At 70.3% G+C, this 15,835-nt stretch carries 15 protein-coding genes; 5 read left to right on the top strand and 10 right to left on the bottom strand.

Annotated elements, in window-relative coordinates:
* Window positions 1-112: 112 nt before the first annotated feature.
* Window positions 113-727, bottom strand: coding sequence for a TetR/AcrR family transcriptional regulator (locus tag ACEI37_RS01870; RefSeq protein WP_373377060.1), 615 nt, complete (start codon window positions 725-727; stop codon window positions 113-115).
* Window positions 728-1,065: 338 nt separating this feature from the next.
* On the opposite strand from ACEI37_RS01870, the gene ACEI37_RS01865 reads away from it, so the two are divergent.
* The 3 genes from ACEI37_RS01865 to fahA all read left to right on the top strand — a co-directional run bounded on the left by ACEI37_RS01865 (window position 1,066) and on the right by fahA (window position 4,456).
* Complete coding sequence (locus ACEI37_RS01865; RefSeq protein ID WP_373377059.1) at window positions 1,066-1,449, top strand: helix-turn-helix domain-containing protein; 384 nt, start codon at window positions 1,066-1,068, stop codon at window positions 1,447-1,449.
* 409 nt (window positions 1,450-1,858) lie between these two features.
* Complete coding sequence (hmgA, locus tag ACEI37_RS01860) at window positions 1,859-3,178, top strand: homogentisate 1,2-dioxygenase (protein WP_373377058.1); 1,320 nt, start codon at window positions 1,859-1,861, stop codon at window positions 3,176-3,178.
* Window positions 3,179-3,193: 15 nt separating this feature from the next.
* Window positions 3,194-4,456: a fumarylacetoacetase gene (gene fahA, locus ACEI37_RS01855; RefSeq protein ID WP_373377057.1), complete on the top strand. Its 1,263-nt coding sequence runs from the start codon at window positions 3,194-3,196 to the stop codon at window positions 4,454-4,456.
* A gap of 24 nt (window positions 4,457-4,480) precedes the next feature.
* Here the strand turns inward: fahA and ACEI37_RS01850 are convergent, their stop codons facing one another.
* From ACEI37_RS01850 to ACEI37_RS01810, 9 genes are all read right to left on the bottom strand, one after another.
* On the bottom strand, window positions 4,481-4,960 hold the full coding sequence (locus tag ACEI37_RS01850; protein WP_373377056.1) for a hydroxymyristoyl-ACP dehydratase: 480 nt from the start codon (window positions 4,958-4,960) through the stop codon (window positions 4,481-4,483).
* Entirely contained in the window at window positions 4,953-5,765 is an 813-nt protein-coding gene (locus ACEI37_RS01845) for a beta-ketoacyl synthase chain length factor (protein ID WP_373377055.1), read from the bottom strand. Before ACEI37_RS01845 ends, ACEI37_RS01850 begins: the two co-directional genes overlap by 8 nt.
* Before the next feature lie 9 nt (window positions 5,766-5,774).
* On the bottom strand, window positions 5,775-6,977 hold the full coding sequence (locus ACEI37_RS01840) for a beta-ketoacyl-[acyl-carrier-protein] synthase family protein (protein ID WP_373377054.1): 1,203 nt from the start codon (window positions 6,975-6,977) through the stop codon (window positions 5,775-5,777).
* 65 nt (window positions 6,978-7,042) lie between these two features.
* Window positions 7,043-7,891, bottom strand: a complete 849-nt coding sequence (locus tag ACEI37_RS01835; protein ID WP_373377053.1) for a polysaccharide deacetylase family protein — start codon at window positions 7,889-7,891, stop codon at window positions 7,043-7,045.
* Complete coding sequence (locus ACEI37_RS01830) at window positions 7,888-10,302, bottom strand: MMPL family transporter (RefSeq protein WP_373377052.1); 2,415 nt, start codon at window positions 10,300-10,302, stop codon at window positions 7,888-7,890. The genes ACEI37_RS01835 and ACEI37_RS01830 overlap by 4 nt, the downstream gene beginning before the upstream one ends.
* Window positions 10,299-10,934: a LolA-related protein gene (locus ACEI37_RS01825; RefSeq protein ID WP_373377051.1), complete on the bottom strand. Its 636-nt coding sequence runs from the start codon at window positions 10,932-10,934 to the stop codon at window positions 10,299-10,301. The genes ACEI37_RS01830 and ACEI37_RS01825 overlap by 4 nt, the downstream gene beginning before the upstream one ends.
* Before the next feature lie 17 nt (window positions 10,935-10,951).
* Complete coding sequence (locus ACEI37_RS01820) at window positions 10,952-11,926, bottom strand: acyl-CoA synthetase (protein WP_265921207.1); 975 nt, start codon at window positions 11,924-11,926, stop codon at window positions 10,952-10,954.
* Window positions 11,920-13,641 carry an AMP-binding protein gene (locus ACEI37_RS01815; RefSeq protein WP_373377050.1) on the bottom strand — a complete coding sequence of 574 codons (1,722 nt, stop codon included), beginning with the start codon at window positions 13,639-13,641 and terminating at the stop codon, window positions 11,920-11,922. The genes ACEI37_RS01820 and ACEI37_RS01815 overlap by 7 nt, the downstream gene beginning before the upstream one ends.
* 45 nt (window positions 13,642-13,686) lie before the next feature.
* On the bottom strand, window positions 13,687-14,370 hold the full coding sequence (locus ACEI37_RS01810) for an acyl carrier protein (RefSeq protein WP_373377049.1): 684 nt from the start codon (window positions 14,368-14,370) through the stop codon (window positions 13,687-13,689).
* 310 nt (window positions 14,371-14,680) lie between these two features.
* On the opposite strand from ACEI37_RS01810, the gene ACEI37_RS01805 reads away from it, so the two are divergent.
* Together ACEI37_RS01805 and ACEI37_RS01800 are read left to right on the top strand one after the other, a co-directional pair.
* On the top strand, window positions 14,681-14,941 hold the full coding sequence (locus ACEI37_RS01805) for a phosphopantetheine-binding protein (protein WP_062802929.1): 261 nt from the start codon (window positions 14,681-14,683) through the stop codon (window positions 14,939-14,941).
* A 39-nt stretch (window positions 14,942-14,980) separates the two neighbouring features.
* A complete protein-coding gene (locus ACEI37_RS01800; RefSeq protein WP_373377048.1) occupies window positions 14,981-15,799 on the top strand; it encodes a glycosyltransferase family 2 protein in 819 nt (272 codons plus the stop codon).
* Window positions 15,800-15,835 lie beyond the last annotated feature (36 nt).

The raw sequence follows: 15,835 nt of genomic DNA, 5'->3' as shown, positions 1-15,835 counted from the left end.
CCGGAGGCGTCTCGCGCTTCTTTAAAGACCGACCAGTCGTGCTTTTTTCGGTACAAAAAAAGCCCGCCGGAGCGGTTTGCTGCCCGCCGGCGGGATAGCGCCGGCGCCGATGTCATGTCCCCGCGGGATGAGGCGCGCCTGCCGCGGCGCGCGCGACCAGGGCCGCGAAGGCGTGCCGCGCCATCGCTTCCGCATCCTGCCGGCCCAGCAGCTTGAACGACTGCTGGAAGGCCATGCCGATGCCGGACAGTTCGAAGGCGAACTGGCGCGGGTCGACGTGCGGCCCGAACTGGCCTTCCTCGATGGCGTCCCCCACCACCCGCGCGATGGTGCTGTGCCAGTCCTTCAGCGACTGCACCACCAGGTCGCGGATAGAGCCGGGGCGGTCGCGGTATTCCTGCCCCAGCGCGGTAAACAGGCACCGTCCCTGCGTCACCGTGCCGCCCAGCCATTCCAGGTAGCCTTCGAACAGCGCCTGCAGCCGCGGCATGCCGCGTGGCTGGCGCATCGCCGGCCGGATCACGATGTCGCCAAAACGCTCCACCGCCAGGTCCAGCACTGCCTGCTGCAGCATCTCCTTGGACTTGAAGTGCGCGTACAGGCCGCTCTTGGACATATTGGTGTCGGCGGCCAGCGTCGCCAGCGACAACTGCTCGAAGCCGACCTTGGCGGCGGCGTCCAGCGCCTGCTCGATGATGGCTTTGCGGGTGAGGTGTCCTTTCTGCATGCAACGAAGAATAGCACGACCGGTCGGTTTGTCAACGAAACCGGATGCATGGTAGTTGCCCCGACTTGCGTTGTTGTGCTCGGGAGGCCATAACGTCATACAGCTATGCATGTGACGTCAACGCAAATTCGGAGCGCCCGTTACTGTCAAGGCGGCGCGAAGGCGTTGTGCTCTCTCGGACGCTTGGATGGACGCCTTTCGGTAGATGCCGGCGCAAGATGACGGGCCAGCAAGAAATCTGCACAAAGTGTTTCGGCGGTTACATACGGAACGCTTTGCGTGCTCTATACTCGAATGCACGTCCGCGCACTTTTTTTCACTGGTGACTGGAGACCGACATGAACAGTACAGCCGTGCCGAGAGGCGCTAGCGAACCGTTCCGGCAACTGCGGGCGCTGCGCCGCGCGCGCAAGCTCAAGCAGGAGGACGTTGCCCGCAAGGCGGGCATTTCCCGGGAGGCCTACCTCCGGGCAGAATCAGGCCAGGCCGACCCCCGCATGTCGACCTTCCTGGCGGCCTGCGAGGCGCTGGGCCTTGAAGTGGTGCTGGCGCCGCAGCACCTTGCCGCTGACGTCAACGCTTTCATTGCCAGCCGCAACGGCGGCGTGACCGCTGCCTCGATGGCCGGCCAGCCCGCTGGCAGCGCGCCGGCACCGGCCGCGACACCGGCCTCCGGCGGCGGTTTCGGCCCCGGCTCCGGCGAGGGCCACAAACCGGTCTGATCCGCCTTCTGCCTGGCCGGTCGCATGCTTGTGCAGGCCGGTCCGGCAGCGGGCCTCCAGGCCACCCTCCGCAAGCGGCGCGTGCCCTCCGGCGCGCGCCGAGCCGCTTTTGTCCCGAGAGCCGTTTCTGGCACCGGACAGCCATGACGCCGCAGGTCTGACTGCCTGAGCCGGCGCTTTCAAGCCTTCCCGTCTTTCTGCCGCTCCGGCGCCCGCCGGCGGCATCCTCCCAATTTCGCGGTTCGCCGCCTACAACTGCAAGAGCGGCGCGTGCTGCCCGTGCGCATCCGCGGTTTGACACGTCCGCTCCCGGTGATTACGATATGGTAAATTCATTGCACAATACGTAATTCAAGCGCCGTGCGGCCAGCGCTGCGCTGATGGACCCACCGGAGACGCAAACAACACCATGGACCTCACGCATACCCAGCTTGCCGAGCGCGGCTATATGTCGGGCTTCGCCAACGAATTCGCCACCGAGGCACTGCCCGGCGCGCTGCCGGTGGGCCAGAACTCGCCCCAGCGCGCGCCCTATGGCCTGTATGCCGAGCAGTTGTCGGGCACGGCGTTCACCGCGCCGCGCGCACACAACCGCCGCTCGTGGCTGTACCGCATCCGCCCGGCGGCAATGCACAAGCCCTTCACGCTGATCGAACAATCGCGTTTCCTGAGCCGCTTCGACCAGGTGCCGCCGTCGCCGAACCAGATGCGCTGGAGCCCGCCGGCGATGCCGTCCGTGCCGACCGACTTTGTCGATGGCATCGTCACCATGGCCGGCAATGGCGGCCCGGAGGCGATGACCGGCTGCGGCATCCACCTGTACCTGGCCAACCGCTCGATGCAGGACCGCTTCTTCTACAACGCCGACGGCGAGATGCTGATCGTGCCGCAGCAGGGCCGGCTGCTGATGGTGACGGAACTCGGCCGCCTGGAAGTCGAGCCGCATGAGATCGTGGTGATCCCGCGCGGCGTGCGTTTCCGCGTGGAGCTGCCCGACAGCGAGGCGCGCGGCTATATCTGCGAGAACTACGGTGCGCTGTTCCGGCTGCCCGACCTGGGCGTGATCGGCTCGAACGGCCTGGCCAATCCGCGTGACTTCCTGACACCGGTGGCCAGCTACGAAGACCGCGAAGGCGCGTTCGAACTGGTGGCCAAGTTCCAGGGCAACCTGTGGCGCGCCGACATCGGCCACTCGCCGCTCGACGTGGTGGCCTGGCATGGCAACTACGCGCCGTACAAGTACGACCTGCGCCGCTTCAACACCATCGGCTCGATCAGCTACGACCATCCGGACCCGTCGATCTTCCTGGTGCTGCAGTCGCCGTCGGACACGCCGGGCGTCGACACCATCGACTTCGTCATCTTCGGGCCGCGCTGGCTGGCCATGCAGGACTCGTTCCGCCCGCCCTGGTTCCACCGCAATATCGCCAGCGAGTTCATGGGCCTGATCTCGGGCGTCTATGACGCCAAGGCCGAAGGCTTCGCGCCCGGCGGTGCCAGCCTGCACAACTGCATGAGCGGCCATGGCCCGGATGCGGAAACCTTCGAGAAGGCCAGCGTCGCCGACACCTCGACGCCGCACCACATCGAAAACACCATGGCGTTCATGTTCGAAACCCCGGGCGTGATCCGCCCGACGCCGTACGCCGCGCAGTCGGCGTCGCTGCAGCAGGAGTACTACACCTGCTGGCAGGGGCTGAAGAAGCATTTCAACCCGAACACCCGCTAAATCCCGGAGCACCCGATGACCGCCCCCCAAACCAGCTGGATCGACAGCGCCAACGACGGCAACACCCATTTTTCGCTGCAAAACCTGCCCTACGGCGTGTTTTCCACCCAAGGCCAGGCGCCCCGTGTCGGCGTCGCCATCGGTGACCAGGTCGTGGACCTCCACGTTCTGGACCAGGCCGGCCTGCTGCCAGAAGCGGCCCGGGGCACCTTTGCCGCGGCCAGCCTCAATCGCTTCATCGCGCTGGGCCAGCCGGTCTGGAGCGAAACGCGCCGGCGCCTGACGGCGCTGCTGTCGGGTGCGGACGCCGCGTTGCGCGACAACGCCGCCTTGCGCGGCCAGGCGCTGGTGCCGATGTCGGCCGCGACCCTGCACCTGCCGGTCGAGATCCCGGGTTACACGGACTTCTATTCGTCGAAGGAACACGCCACCAACGTCGGCCGCATGTTCCGCGATCCGGACAATGCGCTGCTGCCGAACTGGCTGGAAATCCCGATCGGCTACAACGGCCGCGCCAGCTCGGTGGTGGTGAGCGGCACGCCGCTGCATCGCCCCAACGGCCAGATCAAGCTGCCGAACGAGGCGCGCCCGGTTTTCAGCGCCTGCCGCAAACTGGATTTCGAACTGGAGATGGGCTTTATCGTCGGCAAGCCCTCGGCCCTGGGCGAGCCGGTCAGCACCGCCGACGCGCCGGCGCATATGTTCGGCATGGTGCTGCTCAACGACTGGAGCGCGCGCGATATCCAGCAATGGGAATACGTGCCGCTGGGGCCCTTCAACAGCAAGGGCTTCGGTACCTCGATCTCGCCGTGGGTGGTCACCATGGAAGCGCTCGAGCCGTTCCGCCGCGACAATCCCGCGCAATCGCCCGAGCCGCTGCCCTACCTGCAGCAGCAGGGCAAGAACGCCTACGACATCGCGCTGGAAGTCGCGCTGCAGCCCGCCGGCGCGGCGGCCCCCAGCACCATCTGCCGCACCAACTTCAAGGCGATGTACTGGACCATGGCACAGCAGCTGGCGCACCACACCGTGTCGGGCTGCAACGTGCGCGTGGGCGACCTGATGGGCTCGGGCACGATCAGCGGCACCACGCCGGACTCTTACGGCAGCCTGCTCGAGCTGACCCGCAATGGCGCCGAGCCGCTGACGCTGGCCGATGGCAGCCAGCGCAGCTTCCTGCAAGACGGCGACGAGGTGATCATGACCGGTTACTGCCAGGGTGACGGCTATCGCGTCGGCTTCGGTACGGTGTCGGGCAAGATCCTGCCGGCACGTTGAAGCGAGGGCGCTGGCCGGCAGGCTTTAGCCGGCGTCAGCGCCAAGTGCGGCGGCATCCAGGATGACTGCCGCGCGGCCCGACAGCAGCATACGTTCCGCGGCGCTGACGGCGAAAGCGTAGAGCACGGTGGCACCTTCGCCGCTGATGCGCTCCGCCGAGACTTCCAGCGGCGCCGCGATGTCGTCGAGCCGTTCCACCTGCAGCACCAGCTTGCGCACGCTCGCAAGATAGCCCGTGCGCGGGCGCTGCGGCGCGCCGCCTGCCTGCGCGGCCTCGGCCAGCAGGGCGCCATGCACGGCCATGGCCTGCGCGGCATATTCGATCCCGCACACCGCTGCCAGCCGGTCCTGCGCGCGCAGCGGATTCTCCGCATGCGTGTGGCTGGTTGCCGTGCAGCGGATCGATGCCGCGTCCCACGCCACCACGCCGTCGAGCAGGCACATGCTGCCCTGGTGCGGAATGCGCGCCGCGATCCAGGCGCGGTCCTTGATCGCTTCAGGCATGGGCCTGGCTGCCGAGGCTGGTGACTTCGGCTTCGATCCGCAGCGTGTCCAGATAATCCAGTACCACCGTGCCGCTCTCGCCGCGAGCGATCGCGGCCAGCAGCGGCAGCACGCGCGCGGCCGGGGCCGACTGGCGCAGCGCTTCCAGCGCGGCGTCCGGCATCACGGTGGCCGGCGCCTGTGTCAGCGCCACGGCGATGCGCGCCAGCGAGCGCGGGCTCGGTTGCGGCGTGAGCAGCAAGGCCACGCCGAACGGATCGGGAATCGGCCGGCAGCTGTGCAGCGGCTCCGGATAGCCGGTGTCATAGGCAATCAGCAGGCAGGGCTCGGCATCGGCGCTGGCCTGCAGTACGCCTTCCAGCAGCCCCGCGCCAAAGCTGCCGTCCATCGCGCACAGCACGTTGGAGGCGCGCATCGCGCCGGCGGCGATCGACCAGTAGCCGGCGGTCGCGTTGTGCACGGAGTTGTGGAAGCGCGTGGGCGACATCAGCGGCTCCGGCTGCGCCAGCGCTTCACAGATGGCATGGAAGTTGTGGCCATCGCTGCTGGACGAAGTAAAGATCGTGGGCAGTTGCGCGGCATCGCAGCCGCTCGCGGCCACCGCCTGCTGGCCGACGCCCAGCGCCAGCCGGACCGTGGGTCCGGTGCGGCGTCGCTCGGCCGGTGGCAGGCCCGACGGCAGCGGCAGCTCGGTGGCCGCGTGCGCGTAGGGCACGCGCCCGGCGAGCACGGCACTGGCTTGCTGCCAGCCGCCCAGGCCGGGGCCGAGCAGGCCGATGCTTTCGAGATAGACGGGCTGGGGCATGGCGCGGGCTCAGTGAGCAACCGCGTCCGCGCGGGCGAACAGCAGGCTGCAGTTGGATCCACCGAAACCGAACGCATTGCTCATCGCGTAGCGCAAGTCGGCGTCCTGATTGGCGAGCTGGTAGTTCACGTCGAGCGCGGGATCCGGCTGCGTGGTGTTGATGCCGGCCGGCACCAGGCCGTGGCGCAGCGCCAGTGCGCAGATCACCGCCTCGAGCGCGCCGGCCGCGCCCAGCGCATGGCCGGTGGCGCCCTTGGTCGAGCTGCATGGCGTGCCGGGCAGCACCGCGGCCATGGCCAGCGCTTCGGCGGCGTCGTTGCTGCGCGTGGCGGTGCCGTGCAGGTTGACGTAGCCGACTTGCTCCGGCGCAATGCCTGCGCCGGCCAGCGCCTGCGCCATCGCCATGCGCGCGCCGAGCCCCTGCGGGTGCGGCGTCGACATATGGTGGGCGTCGCTCGATTCGCCGATGCCTGCGAGCAGGATGGCATCGTCCGCCACTGTGCCGGTCACGCGTTCGAGCAGGCCGAACACCGCGCCCTCGCCGATCGAGATGCCATTGCGGGCCACGTCGTAGGGCCGGCACGGCTGGCGCGACAGCAACTCCAGCGCATTGAAGCCGTACAGCGTGGTGTGGCACAGCGAGTCGACGCCGCCCACCACCGCCGCATCGATCAGCCCGGCCTCGAGCATGCGCCGCGCCGAGCTGAACACCTTGGCTCCGGACGAGCACGCCGAGGACACCGCTGCCGCGGGCCCGGTCAGGCGCAGCTGCTGCCGCAGGAACGCCGGCAGCGAGTAGGGGTTGTGCGTGCCGCCGTAGTGGAAGTCCGGCGGCAGCGCGCCGCTGGCCGGATCGCGCTGGCGGTAGCCCAGTTCCGTCTGCAGCACGCCCGCGGTGCTGGTGCCGAGAAAGACACCGATGCGGTGGGCGCCGTAGCGCGCCGCCGCCTCGCGCACGCGTGCAGCAAAGTCATCCTGCTCGAGCGCCAGCTGCGCCAGCCGGTTGTTGCGGCAGTCGAACTCGGCCAGCGCTGCCGGCAGCGTGACGGCGTCGAGGCCGGCGACTTCGCCGACATAGGTATCGAGGGCGACGTCGCCGAAGCGGCAGGGCGCCAGGCCGGCGCGCTGCGCGCGCAGCGCCGCCAGCGTGGCGTCGAGGCCGGCGCCGAGGCAGCTGGTGGCCGTGAAATGCGAGAACAGGAGCGGGGACACAGCTTCGGTGAGGCGAATGGAAGGAATCTCGGAAGGCAGCGCCAATTGTAACAAGCCGCGCCGGCTCAGCCCGGCGGCACCGCGGCGCGCAGCGTCACGCAGCGCAGCCCGGCCCGCTCGATCGCGGCCAGCAGGCCCGGCAGCACGGTGATGCAGTGGGGGTGGCCGGCCGGGTCCAGGCCGGGGTTGCCGTCGTGCAGCAGCAGGATGTCGCGCCCGGCCAGCCTGCCGGCAAGACACTGCGCCACGCGGGCGGCGTGGTTACCGTCGAGGGTATCGAAGCCGCGCCGGGTCCAGGCCGCCAGTTGCAGCCCAAGCCGGCACAGCACCGGCTCCAGGAAGGGATTGCGCAGGCCCGCCGGGGCGCGGAAGAAGCGCGGCGCCTGGCCGGTGAGTTCCGTCAGCACCTGCTGCGCGGCGGCGATGTCGCGCTGCATGCGGCCTGGCCCGAACGTGGAGAAGTGCAGCCGGTGGTACATGCTGTGGTTTTCCACGGCATGGCCGCGGCGCACGATCTCGCGCACCAGTTCGGGATGCGCCGCGGCGCGCTCGCCGATGCAGAAAAACGTCGCGCTGGCGCCGTGCTGGTCCAGCAGGTCGAGCACCCGCGGCGTCAGGTCCGGGTTGGGGCCATCGTCGAAGGTCAGCGCCACGCAGCCCTCCGCCGATGGCGGCAGGCGCAGCAGGTTGGGACCGAGCCAGGTGCTGCGCGGCCACAGGCCGGCCGCGCACATCGCCGCATGGGTCGCGCCGATCCCGGCCACGGCCCAGCCCACGCCCTGCGGGTAAGCCAGCATCGCGCCGACCGCGCCTACATGCACCGCAGCCGCGCCATAAAGCAGCGGGGTGGGCCGCCAGGGGCGGCTTGGGGAACCCCCGGGCAAGGCGACGCCCGGTGCGGATAGCGGTTTCATGTTGCACTCCCGGCCTTGCCCGCTGCCGCGGACGGGACCGCGGGCGCGAGGATGGCCGAAAACCACAGCGCCAGCACGGCGCCGGGGCCGACCGTCAGGCCGAATGCCTGCAGCAGCGGCAGGCTCGACAGCGACAGCAGGCCGAACGCGGCGACCGTGGTCAGGTTGGCCAGCAGCAGCGACACCAGCGTGTGGGGCGAAGCGCCAGCCGCCTGGCCGTCTGCCGCCGGGCCATTAAAGAATAGTGCGTAGTTGGAGCCGACCGCTGCCAGCAGCAGCAGGCCCACCAGGTGCAGCAGCGTCAGCGGCTGGCCCAGGGCCGCCAGTCCGCCCAGCACTACCACCGCGGCGGCGGCCAGCGGCAGTACCGTCGCCAGCACCCGCCGCGGCGAGCGCAGCGCCAGCGCCAGCAGGGCGATGATCGCCAGCAGTCCGGCCAGCGACAGCAGCAGGGCCTCGCGCAGGTAGCTGGCATAGAGCCGGTCGGATTCGCCCTTCAGGTCGACGAACAGGGTATCGGGCACGCCCGCCCGCTGGATCGCGGCACGCACCGCGGCGCTGTCGACGCCGTCGGCGGCGCTGGCATGGTCTGGGGCATGCACCGGCGCGCGCAGGGGCAGCGTGGCGCTCCAGCGGCCATCGCGCTGCACCAGCAGGGCATCGACCGCCAGTGCCATCGAGGTGCCGCGCAGGCTCTCGCGCTGCAGCAGGGGCCCGGTGCGGGCCGCTTCGGCCTGCGCCAGGAAGGGCGCGAACACCGATGCGCGCACCGGCTGCGCGGCGATCGCGGCATGCAGCCGCTGCGCCAGCACATCAGGGGGCGGCAGGCTGGCCTGGCGCTCGCGCTGAGTCGCGGCGCTGGGCAGGTAGCGCGCCGGGCTCTCGTAGCCGCCGATAAAGTTCTGCGCCACCAGCGGTTCCAGTTCATGCGCCACGCGTTCCGCACCCTGCAGCACGGATTCCTGGTCCGGCCCCGACACCACCACCAGGTAACGCACGTCCGGTGCGCCCAGGTTTTCGCGCAGCGAGGTATCCAGCGCCTGGTCGCTGGACGATACCGGGCTCAGCGCCTGCAGTTCCCGGCCCCACAGCGTGCCGCGATGCTGGACCAGCACCACGCAGGCGCCCACTACCAGCAGCAGCACCAGCCAGCGCAGCCGGGGTGCGCGCTCGGACAGCCATTGCAGCTTGCGGCCGAGCGGTGCGACATCGCGCAGCTGCAGCGTGGCCGGCACCAGCTGCGGCAGCACGAAGCGCGTGACCAGCGCGGCGGTGACAAGCCCCGCGATCGAATACAGGCCCAGCTGCGCCAACCCCGGGAAGCCCGACAGCAGCAGCGATGCGAAGCCGCACACCGAAGTCAGCACCCCCAGGCGCACCGTGGGCCAGAAGCCGCCCAGCCAGGCGCGTTCGTCGCGCCGGCCATTGCGGGTGTACTGCGCAGACTGCACGAACAGGTAGATCGAATAGTCGACCGCCTCGCCGATCAGCGTGGTGCCGAAGCCCAGCGTCAGGCCATGCACCGCGCCGCCGAAGCCCAGGCTGACCGCGGCGATGCCTGCCAGCGCGCCGCTGAGCACGGGCACCAGCCCAAGCACCAGCAGCGGCACCGAGCGGTACACCGCCAGCAGCAGCGTGACGATGATGGCCAGCCCGATGGTCGAGAGCCGCTCGACATCATGCCGGATGGTGTCGCGCGCCTTGACCGAGAACACGCCCGGGCCCGTCATCACCAGCTGGTAGGGGCCGTTCGCGGCGGCGCTGGCAAAGGCTTGCTGCACGGCCGCCATCGCCTCTGCCTGCGCGTCGGTATCCGAGCCAGCGCCGGCGGTCTGCGCCAGCAGCAGCGCGCGCTTGCCGTCGCGCGAGGCCCACGCGCCCGCATGCATCGGCACGCGCTGGCCGGCATCGAGCTGCGCCAGCATCGCCGCGACTTCGCCGGTGGGATCGCGCGGCAGCAACGACTTGGTGAAGAGCCCGGCGGAAGAGGCCAGCAGCGCGAACGAATCATTGACCGCCTGGGCCAGCCCGTGTTCGCTGAACCGCTCCGGCGTGACCGCGGGGCTGAGCAGGTAGCGGTGCGCGAACACGTATTCGCGGTCCGCCGACTGGTTGACCGGCTCGCCGTTCTGTACCGAGGCGAAGCGTGGGTCGCTACGCAGTTGCGCCGCCATCGCGCGCGAGACCCTGGCGCGGCCATCGGCATCGCCGCCTTCGATGCCGACCAGGATCAGGCGCGATACCAGCCCGTCGCGCAGCTGGTTCACCAGCAACTGCTGTTCGGCGCTGGGCAGCCGCGGCAGGAAGGCGGACAGGTCGGCGGTGAAGCTGGTGCGGCTGACGACCGCGGCGCAGGCCAGCAGTGCCAGCACCCACAACGCCAGCGCCAGGCGGCGCGGTGCCGCGCTCATCGGTTGGCGGCCGGCCGGATCTTCATCACCGAGCGGTCACCGTCGGCCTGCCGGATCTCGACCTGGTCCAGCACATCCTGCCGGCCGTCGATGCGCACCTGGCTGACGGCCGCGGCCATGCGCGAGTCGGCCGGCGTCAGCGTCAGCGTCCAGCGGCTGGCACGACCCTCGACGCCAAGCTTGTAGTAGCGCTCCAGCGCATCGCGGTTGCCCGCCAGCGTGGCGCGGATGCTCTCGATAAACGCGGCGATCTCGGGGTAGTTCTGCAGCGGCATGGTGTAGCGCTTGCCGTCGCGCTCGACTGTCAGCATGTCGCCGTCCAGCAGCAGGTTTTCCGCCTTGGGCGAGAGCGTGCGCTTTTCCAGGTGGTCGGGCGCGGTGAAGCGCAGTTCGCCCGACGACTGCACCGGCTTGTCGAGCAGCGCCAGGTACTTGGTCTCGGTAAACAGCACGCGCCCCGACTTGCGCTGCGCCAGCGTGGACATCAGCTGGTCGACGCCGAACGCGGCGGTGGCGGCCGGCGCGGCGGATGAGGCGGGTGCTGCCGTGGCCCCCAGCGGCGCCAGCGCAAGCAGTGCGCTTGCCAGCAGGGTCGACAACGAATAGCGGAAAGGGCGCGCGGAGAAGAACATCAATGGCGGCTCACGGGTTAGGGCTCGTTGCCCGGCGGCGGCTGCTCGGACAGCGGCGGGCCGGCGTGCCAGAAGTCATAGAAGTTGAACCAGTTGTACGGGGCGCTGCGGCTGAACCGCTCCAGCAGCCGCACGTAGTCCGCCAGCGCCGCCTGCACCGCCGTTTCGCGCTGGCCGCGCGCGGTCCCGGTGAAGTCCGCCAGCGGCACGAAATGGACATCGTAGCGGTTGCCGCCGCGGTACAGGCCGGTGATGAAGAACACTGGCCGGCGCAGCATGGCCGCCATGCGCAGCGGGCCGGTGGGGAAGCCGGTCGGCGCGCCGAGGAAATCGCACTGCTGCACGGGGTCGGTGGCGCGCTGCGACAGCGTGCGGTCGGCCAGCATGCCGATCATATAGCCGCGGTCCAGGTAGTCGCGCACGCGCAGCATGGTGTCGAAGCGGCCCAGCGCGATCACGTCCTGGCGCATTGCCGGGTTGATCGACTGCAGCACGTCGTTGAGCTTGTGCGCGTTTTCTTCGTACATGGTGATCGCGACCTCCATGTCCGGATGGCGCCGTCCGAGCGCACGCACCACCTCGAAACTGCCCAGGTGCGCGCCCAGCAGGATGGCGCCGCGGCCGCGCGCCATCGCCGCTTCCAGCAGGTGCTCGCCATGCAGGCGGATGTCGAACAGGTCGAAGCGGCCGTTGAGCAGGTAGATGCGGTCGTGGATGGTCGAGGCGAAGGTGAACACATGCCGGTAGCCGTCGCTCCAGCCGGCCTGGCGTCCGAGCACGCGGTCCAGGTACGCGCGTGAGGCATGGCGCGCGGCGGGCGCGAACAGCATGAAGTAGGCGGCAATCGCGCGCAGCACCACGCGCCCGGCGGGCCGGCCCAGCGCCAGCGAGATCCACGTCATGACGCGCAGCAGCGTGATGCTGCCGCGCTCTTTGCGGCTGGACCATTCCGTATCCAGCGGCGCCTGGCGCCGCCACAGCCAGCTCAGCATGGCAAGGCTCCGGCTTGCGGCGCGCTGTCGCGCACCTGCAGCGTGCCGCTGGCGACATCGCGCCCGGCGCTGCGCAGCGTGAAGCGGATGGTCTCGGCGCCATCGCCGGCCGCCTCGGACTGGTGCAGCACCTCCACGCGCTCGCCCGGGCGTACCGGGCTCAGGAACTTCAGCAGGCTCGCCTGCGCGACGGCAAGCGGGCGGCCCAGCGCGGTGCCGAGCGTCAGCACGGCATGGTCCAGCAGCACTACCCCCGGCACGATCGGATGGCCCGGGAAATGGCCGGCCATGGCAGGGTGGCCGGGGTCGATGACAAAGCCTGGCGGCGGCGCGGCAGGGCGGTCCTGCGGACCGGACAGCGCTGTCACCAGCGCCGCAAGCGCCTCGCGCGGCAGCTTGCCCGCGGCATTGCGCGGCAGGCGCTCGGCAAAGTACAGCGGGCGCGGCATGAAGGCCGGGTCGATCCGTTCGCGCAGCGCCTGCTGCAACCGGGCCGGTGCCACGCCGGGGGCCACCACCACGGCCACCAGCCGCACCACCTGCCCGCGCGCGTCGCCTTCATGCGCGTCGTCCGGCATGAAGAACGCCCCGTCGCGCACGCCGTCAATCGCGGTGAGCTGGTGATTCAGGTAGCCCAGCGAAGTCCGCTTGCCGGCAATGTTGAGCAGGTCGGCCTTGCGCCCATGCAGCAGGAAGCGCTGCGCGTCGAGCGGGGCGATGGCGTCGCCCAGCGGCACCGGCTGCTCGATATGGCCGCCCTCGGCCCAGGTCTCGGTATCGTCGCCGGCGGCGTTAGTGCGGAGTTGCAGCCGCACCCCCGGCACCAGCGTCCATGTGTCTTCCTGGGCGGTGCGGCGGATGGCCAGTTGCCCGGTCTCGGTGCTGCCGTAGATCTCGCGCAGCGGCGCGGCGAACAGCGCCTCGGTCTCGGCGGCGAGCTGGCGTCCCAGCGGCGCGGTGGCGCACAGCACCAGGTCGGCCGCCGGCATCGCCTGGCCGGATTGCACCAGCGTGCGCAGATGCACCGGCGAGCTGACCAGCGCGCGCGGCGCCGGCACCGCGGCCAGCGCCGCGCTGACATCGGCCGGATAGAACGCCGGCGCGGCCACCAGCGCCGCGCCGCCCTGCAGCACCAGCATCACGGTGGCTTCGAGGCCGAACATATGCTGCGGCGGCACCGTGCCCGCCAGCGTCCACGCGCGCCCGTCGAGCAGGCCGAGCCTCTGCGCCGCGGCGCGCGCGCTGCCGGCCATGGCGCCCCAGGTCTTGCGGTGCGGCACCGGCGTGCCGGTCGAGCCGGACGTGAACACGTAGGCCATGACCTGCGCCACCGGAATCTGCGGGATCTCGACGGGGCCGTCGGCGGCGGTGGCGGCCAGGCCATCGTGGTAGTGCAGCGCCGGCATGGCGAAGTCCGCGTCGGGCTGGTCATGCAGGCAGAAGGCGTCGGGCGCGAAGGCCAGCAACTGGCGCACCGTCTCGGGTGTGTGCGACGGCGGCAGCAGCGTGGGCTTGCCCGTCAATAGCGCCGCGCACAGGCCGACGGTAAAGCGGTAGCGGTCGGTGCAGGCGTTGAAGACGTGGCCGCCGGCGGGTAGGGCCGCTGCCAGCGCGGCCGCATCGGCCAGGAACTGCCGCACGGTGACGGGCCGTCCGTGCACCCAGGCGATGATGTCGTCGGGCCTGGCGTGGGCAACGATGGGGAATGAGGTCATGGACGAAGCCTGTGCCTGTTGCGCGGGGCTGCGGATGGCGGCGCGTCAGCGCGGCAACCCGGGCCGGGCCGCACGGGCCGTCATCAGCGCGCGGTAGCCGTGCACGGCATCGAGCAGGCCGCGGTGGCGCATGTCCGGAAAGGCGATGCGGCGGTACAGGGCCTCGCCCGCGAACATCAACGCGATCAGCAGCGGCGTGGCCAGGTTGGCGAAGCTGGACCAGGCCGCCACCGGCGCAAGCACGAACAGCAGCGTCGACACCCCCACCATGGCCGCGAAGAACAGCGTCCAGGCCTGGGTCACGCGCACCGTGTAGCGCGCATGCGCGCCGGACAGCGGGCCGTGGATGGCGGTGGCGATCTGGGTGCAGAGCGGGGTGCGGCCGCGGCGCAGGCTGAGCGCGAACATCGCCCCCAGCGCGGCATTGGCGCCCGCATGCTGCAGGTAGTAGGTCCAGCCGAAATGGCCCGACAGCGGCGCGCGCCACAGCCACAGCGCCGCGCACGCGGCGAGCAGCGCCAGCAGGGCCGGGGCCGTCCCGGCCAGCCGGCGGCAGGCGACGAAGCCGAGCAGCAGGAACGGCGCCGCGCCGAGCCACAGCGCGGCCACCTCGGCGCCCGGCTGGTGCGCCGCGCGATGCAGGGCCGACTCGTAGACCACGAAGGCTGCCACCGCGCCGATCCAGGCATGGCGCCGCCACCACGCGGCGGCAGCGTCCGGCGCAGGCATGGCGGCGGGCGGGGAACGGCGGTCGACGGGCTGGCTCGAAGGCATCGGTGGGAGCTTGGTGTGTTGCGTAAGGCGCTTGGAGTGCGGTACGCCGGGAAGGCGCCAAGTGGCACGCGAAGCGAACGCTTTATACCCCAAAAGACCCTCCGGACGCGATCAAGATTCCCCAATAGGTCGTTGATGTTGTTACTAAACTTCTCTCGAGTGGCCCGGCAATGCCCCGTTTGATAGCATTCGGGTGCCCGACGCCCGCACCGGGATCGAACTGCCCGGCACGGGCGGCGCAGCGGCGTTCCAGCCATCTAGCAACATGACCGAACTCGAAACCGAACTTGCCCGCCTGATCCTCGACGAACTCGACATCGCCGAACTGCGGCTGGAGGACATCACCGCCGCCACCCCGCTCTACGGAGAAGGCTTCGGGCTGGACTCGATCGATATTCTCGAGATCGCCCTGCTGGTATCGCGCAAGTACGGCGTCGAGCTGCGCTCGGACAATCCCGACAACAAGACCATCTTCACCTCACTGGGCAGCCTGGCCGCCTACCTGGCGCAACACCGCACGCGCTAGCCCAGCCACCGTTACCTCCAGCCCGGACAGGACCACGACATGCCGCAGCAAGCCACGCCCGCGCCGGCGCTGGTGGAAGGCGGTGTCCCGCCTTCGGCAACCCACCTGGTGCTGATCCCCAGCTATAACCCCGGCGAGCGCCTGCACGAGGTGCTGCGCGGCGCGCGCGCGGCCTGGACCCCGGTTTGGGTCGTGGTCGACGGCAGCACCGACGGCAGCACGCAATGGCTGCAGGCGCAGGCCGCCGCCGACCCCGGGCTGCAGGTGCTGGTGCTGCCCAGCAACCAGGGCAAGGGCGCCGCGGTGCTGCACGGCATCGAACAGGCCGCCGCGGCGGGCTACACGCATGTGCTGGTGATGGATTCCGACGGCCAGCATCCGGCCCACCTGATCCCCGCATTCATGGCGGCATCGCAGCGCGACCCCGGCGCGATGGTGCTGGGCCGCCCGCGCTTCGACGCCAGCGCACCGCGCGAGCGGGTCTACTGGCGGCGCATGTCCAATTTCTGGGTGGATGTGGAGACGCTGTGGACCGGCATCGGCGATTCGCTGTTCGGCTTTCGCGTCTACCCGATCGCGCCGCTGCGTGCGGTGATGCAGGACAGCCGCTGGATGCGGCGCTTCGATTTCGATCCGGAGGTGGCGGTGCGCTTGTGCTGGCGCGGCGTGCGTCCTGTCAACCTCGACGCGCCGGTGCGTTACTTCGGCCGGGGGGAGGGCGGCGTCTCCCACTTCCGCTACCTGCGCGACAACCTGCTGCTGACCGGCATGCACCTGCGGCTGCTCGCCGGCTTCGTGGTGCGGCTTCCGATGCTGCTGTGGCGGCGCTTGCGCCGGCCGTCCAGCTACGCGGCGTAGCCCACAGGGAAAAAAACCAGGCCGCACGCAGCGGCC

This window comes from Cupriavidus nantongensis, from assembly GCF_041726985.1.
Lineage (GTDB): Bacteria > Pseudomonadota > Gammaproteobacteria > Burkholderiales > Burkholderiaceae > Cupriavidus > Cupriavidus nantongensis_A.
The sequence above is the reverse complement of the archived record's forward strand: the minus strand, read 5'-3'. Positions and strand labels throughout refer to the sequence as shown.

Coding starts and splice junctions, on each gene's coding strand:
- ACEI37_RS01805 (WP_062802929.1), top strand. CDS start 14,681: ATGACCGAACTCGAAACCGAACTTGCCCGCCTGATCCTCGACGAACTC.
- ACEI37_RS01800 (WP_373377048.1), top strand. CDS start 14,981: ATGCCGCAGCAAGCCACGCCCGCGCCGGCGCTGGTGGAAGGCGGTGTC.
- ACEI37_RS01825 (WP_373377051.1), bottom strand. CDS start 10,934: ATGTTCTTCTCCGCGCGCCCTTTCCGCTATTCGTTGTCGACCCTGCTG.
- ACEI37_RS01865 (WP_373377059.1), top strand. CDS start 1,066: ATGAACAGTACAGCCGTGCCGAGAGGCGCTAGCGAACCGTTCCGGCAA.
- ACEI37_RS01820 (WP_265921207.1), bottom strand. CDS start 11,926: ATGCTGAGCTGGCTGTGGCGGCGCCAGGCGCCGCTGGATACGGAATGG.
- fahA (WP_373377057.1), top strand. CDS start 3,194: ATGACCGCCCCCCAAACCAGCTGGATCGACAGCGCCAACGACGGCAAC.
- ACEI37_RS01815 (WP_373377050.1), bottom strand. CDS start 13,641: ATGACCTCATTCCCCATCGTTGCCCACGCCAGGCCCGACGACATCATC.
- ACEI37_RS01835 (WP_373377053.1), bottom strand. CDS start 7,891: ATGAAACCGCTATCCGCACCGGGCGTCGCCTTGCCCGGGGGTTCCCCA.
- ACEI37_RS01845 (WP_373377055.1), bottom strand. CDS start 5,765: ATGCCCCAGCCCGTCTATCTCGAAAGCATCGGCCTGCTCGGCCCCGGC.
- ACEI37_RS01870 (WP_373377060.1), bottom strand. CDS start 727: ATGCAGAAAGGACACCTCACCCGCAAAGCCATCATCGAGCAGGCGCTG.
- ACEI37_RS01830 (WP_373377052.1), bottom strand. CDS start 10,302: ATGAGCGCGGCACCGCGCCGCCTGGCGCTGGCGTTGTGGGTGCTGGCA.
- ACEI37_RS01810 (WP_373377049.1), bottom strand. CDS start 14,370: ATGCCTGCGCCGGACGCTGCCGCCGCGTGGTGGCGGCGCCATGCCTGG.
- hmgA (WP_373377058.1), top strand. CDS start 1,859: ATGGACCTCACGCATACCCAGCTTGCCGAGCGCGGCTATATGTCGGGC.
- ACEI37_RS01850 (WP_373377056.1), bottom strand. CDS start 4,960: ATGCCTGAAGCGATCAAGGACCGCGCCTGGATCGCGGCGCGCATTCCG.